This is a genomic window from Paraburkholderia phymatum (assembly GCF_040965635.1).
Classification (GTDB): Bacteria; Pseudomonadota; Gammaproteobacteria; order Burkholderiales; family Burkholderiaceae; genus Paraburkholderia; species Paraburkholderia phymatum_B.
In genome coordinates this window covers 1-362 of record NZ_JBFRCH010000130.1, presented here as the reverse complement: position 1 = coordinate 362, position 362 = coordinate 1, and the positions used below count along the sequence as shown (strand labels likewise).

Annotated in this window: 1 protein-coding gene; it reads right to left on the bottom strand. The window is 62.7% G+C overall.

Translation table 11 applies throughout. The features are described 5' to 3' along the window. The coding region (locus AB4Y32_RS40500; protein WP_368726588.1) for a PAS domain-containing protein at positions 1-362 on the bottom strand (362 nt) is incomplete at both ends.

Sequence of the window (362 nt, the reverse complement as noted above, 5' to 3'; positions counted from 1 at the left end):
CTGCTGCTCGCGTGATTCGACGAGCTCCTGTTCCATCCGCTTGCGCCCCGTGATGTCGTTCAGGCCGACATAGATCGCGGGCGAATCGTCGTAGGTCGCGACGCGCGCCGTCGCCATCGCCCAGAACTGCGTGCCGTCGGGGCGCCGGAACTGCACCTCTGCATTACGCAGGCTGCCCTCCGTCCGCAGATACTGGATCAGATGGTCGCGCTCGCCTGGATCGGTGTAAAAATCTGCGATATTGGCCGACATGCCTTCGTCCATGCCGAACAGTTCGCGCAGCGGCTCGTTCGTGTAGAGGATGTGTCCATCCGGCATCGACGTGATGCACAACGGCACCGGACTGGTTTCGACGATCGCGC